This window comes from Streptomyces sp. NPDC048603, from assembly GCF_043199475.1.
GTDB lineage: Bacteria > Actinomycetota > Actinomycetes > Streptomycetales > Streptomycetaceae > Streptomyces.
Genome location: NZ_JBICVY010000009.1, coordinates 308,785 through 316,464 on the forward strand (window position 1 = coordinate 308,785; position 7,680 = coordinate 316,464).

A 7,680-nucleotide genomic window follows, 5' to 3' on the forward strand; every position below is an offset into this window, starting at 1 on the left:
CCGCAGGGCGGCACGGGTGGGCACACGGCACACCGGCCCGCACCGGCCGCGCAGCGTGTCCGTCCGCCCCGCCCCGCCCCGCCCCGCCCCGGCTCCGGAGCCGTGCCAGGGCCGGGCCCCGCCCCTACCACCAGGAGAACCTCCGTGACACCCGTCCCCGCCCAGGCCAACGCCCCCGCACCGCACGCCCCTGGCGCCACGCTCCGGCCCCCGGCCGAACCGCCGTGGCCGGCAGGCGGCGAGCCCGTGCCGCTGCTCATCGCCCGGCAGGCCGCCCGTACCCCGGACGCCGTCGCCGTAAGGGCGCCCGGCGGGGACCTCACCTACCGGGAACTCGACCGGAGGGCCCGTACGGTGGCCGCGGAACTCCGGGCGGCGGGCGCGGGCCCGGAGGACACCGTGCTGGTGGGCGTGCGCCGGGACACCGCGTGGGCCGTCGCCGTGCTCGGCATCTGGTACGCCGGTGCCGCCCTGCTCCTCGTCGACCTCGACGCCCCGGACGAGCGGCTGCGGTCCCTGACCGCCGCCTCCGGCACCCGCTACGCCGTCACCACCGGCCACGCCGACGCCGCCCGCCTCCACGAGCGCTGCGGCGCCCCGCTGCTGTGGGCCCGTACCGAACCGGCACCGGGAGCCGACGGGTTCGCGGCCGCCCGTGCCGCCGAGGCACCGCCCGGGACGGTGCCCGGCGGGACGGCCGGCGGGGGGCTGGCCTACGTCCTGTTCACCTCCGGTTCCACCGGCGCCCCGAAGCCGGTCGCGGTGGGCCACGCCGGGCTCGCCCGGCAGGCCCGCGCGCTGGCCGGCCGGTACGCGCTGACCGCCGCCGACCGGGTGCTGCAGTTCGCGGCGCCCGCCTTCGACGTGGCCCTGGAGGAGTCGGTGCCCACCTGGTGCGCCGGTGGCACCGCAGTGTTCCTCGCGGACAACGTCCTGGCCCCCGGCGAGCTGGAGGCCGTACTGGCCGCACGGGAGGTCACCGTGGTCAACCTGCCCACCCCGTACTGGGCGCAGTGGACCGCCGACCTGGTCCGCCGGCCGCGCCCGCTGCCCGAAGCGCTGCGGCTGGTGGTCATCGGCAGCGACGCCGGCCGCACGGCGGACCTGGACCGCTGGCGGGCCGCGGGCGGCCCGCGGACCGTCAGCTGCTACGGCCTCACCGAGTCCACCATCACCGCCACCTCCTACGAGCCCCGCCCGACGGGAAGCTCCGGGCCGGACGGGGGCGGTCTGATCCCGCTCGGCGTCCCGCTGCCCGGCGTCCGCGCGTACGTACTGGACGGGGAACTGCGCGAGGTCCCGGCGGGCGCCGCCGGCGAGCTGTACCTGGCGGGTGCGTGCCTGGCCCGCGGCTACCACGGCCGGCCGGCCCCCACGGCGGAGCGCTTCGTCGCCGACCCCTTCGCGGCGGATCCCGGCGAGCGGATGTACCGCACGGGCGACCGGGTGCGGCGTGAGGCCGACGGAACCCTCGGCTTCCTCGGCCGCACCGACGACCAGGTCAAGATCCGCGGCCACCGGGTGGAGCTGCGCGAGGCGGAGGCGGCCGTCGCCGCCCATCCGGGCGTCGCGGACGCGGTGGTGCGGGCCCTGCGGGGGACCGGTGAACCGCGGCTGGCCGCCTGGGTGGTGCTCGCGCCCGGGGCCGGTCCCGCGGACGGGCCGGAGCTGCGCAGGTCGCTGCTTGGCCGGATTCCGTCCTACCTGGTGCCCGCCGATGTGGTGATCATGGCGGAGCTGCCGCGTACCCCGGGCGGCAAGCTCGACGCCCGCGCCCTTCCCGCCCCGGCCTCCGTGCCCGCCCCGGCCTCCGTGCCCGCCCCGGCCTCCGTGCCCGCCGCGGACCGCACCGCCTGAACCCGGCGGTCCGGCCCCGAACCGGTATCCGCGACCCGGATCCCGTCCCGAATCCAGACAAGGACACCCCCGTGCCCACCACCGCACCGGAGACCACGCCCGACGCCGGACAGCGCCGGCGCAGCCGTGACTTCAGGCTCTTCATGGCCTCGCACGTCTGCAACGAGCTGGGCAACAGCATCACCTACGTCGCCCTGCCGCTGATGGCGGTCCTCACCCTGCACGCCTCCGCGTGGGAGGCGGGCCTGCTCGCCGCCGCGGAACAGGCCGCCTTCCTGCTGCTCGGACTGCCGGCGGGGGCCTGGGTGGACCGGATGCGCCGCCGCACCGTGATGATCACGGCGGACCTGGCCCGGTCCGTGCTGCTGGCCTCGCTGCCGCTGGCCTGGCTGCTCGACCTGCATTCGATGCCGCTGCTCTACGCGGTGGCCCTGCTCCTGGGCTGCGCGCGGCTCTTCGGGGACGTCGCCGACCAGAGCTACCTGCCGTCGCTGGTCGGCGGATCCGGCCTGGTGACCGGCAACTCCCGCCTGGAGACGGTCCGTTCCACGGCCGAGTTCGCCGGACCGGGCATCGCCGGCTTCCTGGTGCAGCTGGTCGGCGCGGCCGGCACGCTGGCTGGGCAGGCCCTCACCTCGCTGGCGTCGGCGCTGCTGCTGGGCCGGATCCGGACCCCGGAGCAGGACCCGTCCGAGCGAGGGGACGCCGGGCCCGCCGGGGCCGGACGCCCCGGCCTCCTCAAGGAGATACGCGAGGGCCTCCGCTTCGTCCTGGGCCACCGCGTCCTGCGCGTGCTCGCCCTGGGAACCGCGTCCGTCAACCTCTTCCTCAGCGGCATCGGCGCCCTGGAGGTCCTCTTCCTGACCCGGACCGCCGGACTGCCCCCGGCCGCCATCGGCTGGGTGCTCACGGCCGGCACCGTCGGCTCGCTGGTGGCGGCCCTGTGCACGGAGAAGCTGTCCAGGGCGGTCGGCGAGGCCCGCCTGACCTGGCTCTCGCTCCTGGTGACGATGCCGTTCGGGCTGCTCCTGCCGCTCGCCGACGGGGGCCGGCTGCTCGGTCTGTTCGTGCTCGGCACGCTCGTCCAGTCGGCCGGCGTGACCGTCTACAACATCTGCCAGGTGACCTACCGTCAGAGCGTGTGCCCGCCGCGGCTGCTGGGCCGTATGACGGCCACCATGCGCTTCCTGGTCTGGGGCGTACTGCCGCTGAGCGGTCTGCTCGCGGGCGCTCTGGGTCAGCTGTACGGGGTGCGCGGCGCCCTGTGGATCCTGGCCGCCGGGCTGTCCGCGGCGCCGCTGGTGCTGCTGTGCTCGCCGCTGCGGCGGATGCGAGAGTTCGGCACGAACACCTCGGCGGCCGAGGGGCCGTAGCCGAGCCGGAAGGCCACATGGGTGAGCTGGGTCCGGTTGACCGCCCCCGTCTTGCTCCGGAGCCGCCGCAGATAGGTGTCCACGGTGTGCGGACTGAGCCCCAGACGGTAGGCGATCATCCGGTACGTGTCGCCCTGCGCGAGGTGCGCGAGCACCTCCTCCTCGCGAGGGGTGAGGCGGGCGGCGGGCTCGACCGGGAGTGCGGCGGACGGGAGTCCGGCGGCCGGGAAGGTGTCGGTCAGGTCGGTGTCGTACATCGCTGGCTCCGGTCGGGTCGGTGGATGCTGGGGCGCGGCGACATGCCGTTCGAACGCGCCTCGTTCAGACTTTCGTGCTGCGTATGCTGTGGCCAGGGGGCGGGCACCTCACCAAAGTGCCTGGCAGCAAGGCGACCCGGGGCGAAAAAGTGCAAAATGGGGCAAAAGTGGTGTCTGATCTGCAGGACGTGGACGTCGATGTCTACGGATGGGTCCTCGAACACCGGACGGTCGTTCCGGACGCGGTAGCGGCCGGAACGGGAATCCAGCCCCAGGAGGCAGCGGACAGCGTGGAGCGGCTCCTCGCCGCCCAGTTGCTGCACCTCAGCCCCGCCGATCCGACCATCGCCTTCGCCGTGGCACCCGAGACCGCCGCCGCCCGGCGCGCCGCACCGCTCGAAGAGCGCATCCGCGACCACCGCCGGCAGATCGGCCGCATCCGCGAGGAACTCGACAGATTCGTCCCGCACTACCTGAGCCGCCGGTCCACCGGCGAGGCCCTGGAGGTCCTCCAGCACGTCGAGGACGTACGCAGCGCCCTCAACAAGGCCTCGGAGAACTGCACTTCCGAGGTGCTCAGCAGCCAGCCCGGCGGCGGCAGCCGCTATCCGGCGGCCATGCAGGAGGCCATCCGCCGGGACGAGGTCATGCTCCGCCGCGGCATATCCATGCGCTGCCTCTACCACCACACCGCCCGCTTCAACGGGCCCAGCCAGGCCTACGCGATGGCCGCCTCGGCGCTCGGCGCCGAATACCGCACGGCACACGAACTCTTCGGCCGGATCATCGTGTTCGACCGCGAACTGGCCTTCATACCGGTGCAGGACGGGAGCTGGGGCGCCGTGGTCATCAGGGAGCCCTCGACGGTGGCCTACCTGGTCGACATCTTCGAGCAGACCTGGGACCGCGCCACCCCCTTCAGCGGCGCCGCCGGCCAGGACCTGGCGGAAGTGGCCCGCGAGATCCACGAGACCATCATCCGGCTGCTGGCCGCCGGCCTGAAGGACGAGGCCATCGCCCGCCGCCTGGGCATGTCACTGCGCACCGCGCGCCGGCACATCGCCGACATCATGGAGGAACTCGGCGCCGGCAGCCGCTTCCAGGCGGGCGTGGCCGCCGCCGCCCGCGGCCTGCTCGACACCGATGCCGCCCCGGACGGGCACGCCGGAGTCTGATCCGCGGGGACCGTGCTGCCGGGCCGACCCCGGGGCCGCGCCGCCGGGGACCGCCCCGTGTCCCGTGTCCTGCGTCCTGTGTCCTGTGTCCTTTGTCCCGGGTTCCCGGTCCCGAGTTCACGTGTCTTCCGCCCGCCCCGCCCCGTGGGTGATGCTGCGCTGACGGGGGCGGGAGACGGCCGTCCCGGTCCCGCCGTCCGTGCCCGAGCACGGGCGGCGGGCACTTCTGCGTACGGGGGCAATCCATGGACTGGCCGGCACTCGACCCAGTGGCGCGGGACCTGAAGGACGGCGGCCCGCGGCCGCCGGAGAAAGCCGGGGCGGGGCGGGCGGCCCGGTCCCCGGACGGGCAGGCCCACGGCCGCGAACTCGCCCTGTTCCTCGCCGTGCACTACGGCCGGGTCCCGGGCGTGCTCTGGCCCGAACACGACCACCCGGCCGTCACGGCCGGCCCGGACGGGATCCCGCTGCTGGCCCGTCAGCTCGCCCGGCTCACCGGCCTGGCGGTGACCGGATGCGAGGGGCCGGCGGCCCGCGAGGGCGGGCACCTGCTGGTCTACCAGCTCCGCGGTTCCAGGGCCTGGACGCTGACCGGGCCGGGCACCGGGGGCGTCCGGCGCTTCTGCTACCGGCTCCGGGCCGGCGAGGTGCTGTACGTACCCGACGGCTGGGCCCGGCGTCCCGCACCGCTCGGCGACGCGGCCCACGACGCGGCCCACGACGCCGCCCACGAGGACGCGGTCCTGCTGCTGCGCCTCGCCGTCCGCTGAACGGCGCGACGCCGGGGCGGCGTCCCGTACTGCGGATGCCGCCCCGGCGTCGGGGAACGAAGGGTGCCGGCCGCCGTGCCCGTGGGGCGGCCGGCACGGGGGCTCAGCCGCCCCAGGAGGTGTCCTTCGGGCCGCTGTGTCCGCTTCCGCCGGTGGTGGTGTGCGTGGTCGGCAGGACCACGCGCGGGCGCGGCGCCTCGTCGTCGGCCAGGGTGCTCGCGCCGCCGGATCCGGCGGCGCCCAGGGCGCCGAGCGCGGCCAGAGCGGCGGCCGCGAAGGCCAGGGCGAGTGCGGAGAGCTTGGTCATGGCTTCCCCCAGGGTCGGTGGTGGTTCGGAAGACGCGGCGGGCCTTGTGGGCCCGCCGCGCCGGTCGTTGTCTGCGGTCACAACCCTGCCGTGCACCCGGCCCCACTTCGACCCGTCCCGGCGCTCAGCAAGTTGCCTGGCGCTAAAGTGAGGGGGGTGCACAACGGTCAAACCAGCACGGAACGGCCGCTGTCGGAGGGGGTGGCGGTGCTCCCGGGGACGCGCGGCGGCTGATCGGCGCCGAACTCCGGCGCGTCCAGACCGCGCCACACCCGGAACACCAGCGGCGCCGAGGTCACCACCAGGTACACCGCACCGGTCGCCAGCAGGGTCCCGGTCAGTCCGAAGTGGTCCAGGGCGAGTCCGCCGCCGACCATCCCGAGCGGTGTCGCCGCCAGGGCACAGGCCGTCAGCAGGCCGAACACCCGCCCCCGCAGCTCCTCGGGCACCCGCCGGTAGGCCACCGACATCATCAGCGGCGCCACGATCCCGGAACCTACGCCCGACAGCGCCAGCAGGACGAGCAGCACGGCGGGCGGCGGCTCCGCCGCCAGCGTCGCGCACCGCACGGCACCGAGCAGCACGAACGATCCGGTGAACAGCAGCCGTGCGGGCAGCCGCGGCCCCGCCCACCCGTACAGCGCGGCACCGGCCAGGGCGCCCGCGCCCATCGCGGTCACCATCGCACCGAGCAGCGGACCGCTGCCCAGCACCCGCGCGCCGTACGCCGGGTAGAGCACCCCGTTCAGGGCGCCGTCCAGGGCGTTCGTCACCAGCAGGACGCCGGTCACCGCCCGCACCAGCCGATCGCCGCGCAGCCAGCGCAGCCCGGCGGCGAGCTCCCGCAGGTAGGGCTCGCGGGCCTCGCGGGCCTCCGGGGCCGGCCGTACCGCGGGCACCAGCAGGGCCACCAGCACCGCCCCCAGCAGTACGGCGGCGGTGTCCAGCAGCAGCGTCGGCACCGCACCCACCGCGGCCACGGACACCCCGGCGAGCGGGGCGCCGGCCATCATGCCGATCCGCCGGGCGGCCTCGACCGCTCCGGTGGCCCGCTCCGGGCCCACGCCCGCCCGCTCCATCGCGGCGGGCAGCAGCAGCTGCTTGCCGGTGTCCGCGGGGCCGCGCGCCGCCCCGGTGACGAAGGCCAGCAGGGCCAGCAGAGGCAGGCCCAGGACTCCCGCGGAGTGCAGCAGCGGCACCAGGCCGAGTGCCGCGGCCGTCAGCGCGTCGGCGCCGACACTGACCGCCCGCGGGGGCAGCCGGTCCAGCAGCGGCCCGGCGGACACCGACGAGCAGAGGAGGCCCACCAGTTCGGCGGCGGCCACCAGGCCGGTGCGGGTGCCGCTGCCCGTGGTGTGCAGGACGAACCAGGGCAGTGCGATCAGGGTCATGGCGACACCGGCCGAGCAGATCGCCGACACGGCGACCAGGGTCACCAGGGCGGTGGCCCGCCGGGGCGACGCGGGCGGGGACACGGATCCCAAGGGTCTCTCCCATCCTTCCGAAGGCGCCGCGGACCGCCGCCGCCGGAGCGGCGGCCGGTCCACGGCGCGGGGGCGGCAGCGGTCAGCGAAGGCTCAGCGGACGCATGTCGGTCCAGACGCGCTCGATGTGCGCCAGGCACTCCTCACGGGAGGCCGGTGCGCCCTGCGGGTACCAGCCGGCCGGCACGGGCCGGTCCGCCTCCCACAGCGAGAACTGCTCCTCGGCGTTGGCGACGACCAGGAAGCGGGGCGCGGGGGCCGGCTCCAGAACGGTCGCGGGGGCGGGGGAAGTCGTGGCGGTGACAAGGTCCATGGGGTTCTCCTCGGTGGTTCGCGGTTCGCGGTTCGCGGTTCGCGGTTCGCGGTTCGTGGTTCGTGCTGTGTGGTTCGTGGTTCGTGCTGTGTGGTCGGGGGAGTGGGGAGGGGGCCGGGCCCGGCCCCCTCCCCACAGGCCGGC

At 75.7% G+C, this 7,680-nt stretch carries 7 protein-coding genes and 1 pseudogene; 4 read left to right on the forward strand and 4 right to left on the reverse strand.

What is annotated here, in order from left to right; all coding sequences use genetic code 11:
* Positions 1–144: 144 nt before the first annotated feature.
* Positions 145–1,857: an amino acid adenylation domain-containing protein gene (locus tag ACGFQ9_RS24125; protein ID WP_393576404.1), complete on the forward strand. Its 1,713-nt coding sequence runs from the start codon at positions 145–147 to the stop codon at positions 1,855–1,857.
* A 71-nt stretch (positions 1,858–1,928) separates the two neighbouring features.
* Positions 1,929–3,230: an MFS transporter gene (locus ACGFQ9_RS24130; RefSeq protein WP_393576405.1), complete on the forward strand. Its 1,302-nt coding sequence runs from the start codon at positions 1,929–1,931 to the stop codon at positions 3,228–3,230.
* 23 nt (positions 3,231–3,253) lie between these two features.
* Here ACGFQ9_RS24130 and ACGFQ9_RS24135 read toward each other — a convergent pair.
* Positions 3,254–3,487, reverse strand: a pseudogene (locus tag ACGFQ9_RS24135) (response regulator transcription factor); the annotation flags it as partial.
* A gap of 170 nt (positions 3,488–3,657) precedes the next feature.
* Between ACGFQ9_RS24135 and ACGFQ9_RS24140 the strand changes: the two are divergent.
* Both ACGFQ9_RS24140 and ACGFQ9_RS24145 read left to right on the forward strand, forming a co-directional pair.
* Positions 3,658–4,662, forward strand: coding sequence for a LuxR C-terminal-related transcriptional regulator (locus ACGFQ9_RS24140; RefSeq protein WP_393576406.1), 1,005 nt, complete (start codon positions 3,658–3,660; stop codon positions 4,660–4,662).
* A 245-nt stretch (positions 4,663–4,907) separates the two neighbouring features.
* Entirely contained in the window at positions 4,908–5,432 is a 525-nt protein-coding gene (locus ACGFQ9_RS24145) for a hypothetical protein (RefSeq protein WP_393576407.1), read from the forward strand.
* Positions 5,433–5,535: 103 nt separating this feature from the next.
* Here the strand turns inward: ACGFQ9_RS24145 and ACGFQ9_RS24150 are convergent, their stop codons facing one another.
* From ACGFQ9_RS24150 to ACGFQ9_RS24160, 3 genes are all read right to left on the reverse strand, one after another.
* Positions 5,536–5,739, reverse strand: a complete 204-nt coding sequence (locus ACGFQ9_RS24150) for a hypothetical protein (RefSeq protein WP_393576409.1) — start codon at positions 5,737–5,739, stop codon at positions 5,536–5,538.
* A 167-nt stretch (positions 5,740–5,906) separates the two neighbouring features.
* Positions 5,907–7,214 carry an MFS transporter gene (locus ACGFQ9_RS24155; RefSeq protein ID WP_393576544.1) on the reverse strand — a complete coding sequence of 436 codons (1,308 nt, stop codon included), beginning with the start codon at positions 7,212–7,214 and terminating at the stop codon, positions 5,907–5,909.
* Between the two features lie 91 nt (positions 7,215–7,305).
* Positions 7,306–7,536 (reverse strand): MbtH family protein, encoded by a 231-nt coding sequence (locus ACGFQ9_RS24160; RefSeq protein ID WP_393576411.1) that lies wholly within the window; start codon positions 7,534–7,536, stop codon positions 7,306–7,308.
* Positions 7,537–7,680 lie beyond the last annotated feature (144 nt).

Bases quoted from the DNA above. Each gene is read 5' to 3' on its own strand.
- ACGFQ9_RS24160 (WP_393576411.1), bottom strand. From the start codon at position 7,536: ATGGACCTTGTCACCGCCACGACTTCCCCCGCCCCCGCGACCGTTCTG.
- ACGFQ9_RS24150 (WP_393576409.1), bottom strand. From the start codon at position 5,739: ATGACCAAGCTCTCCGCACTCGCCCTGGCCTTCGCGGCCGCCGCTCTG.
- ACGFQ9_RS24145 (WP_393576407.1), top strand. From the start codon at position 4,908: ATGGACTGGCCGGCACTCGACCCAGTGGCGCGGGACCTGAAGGACGGC.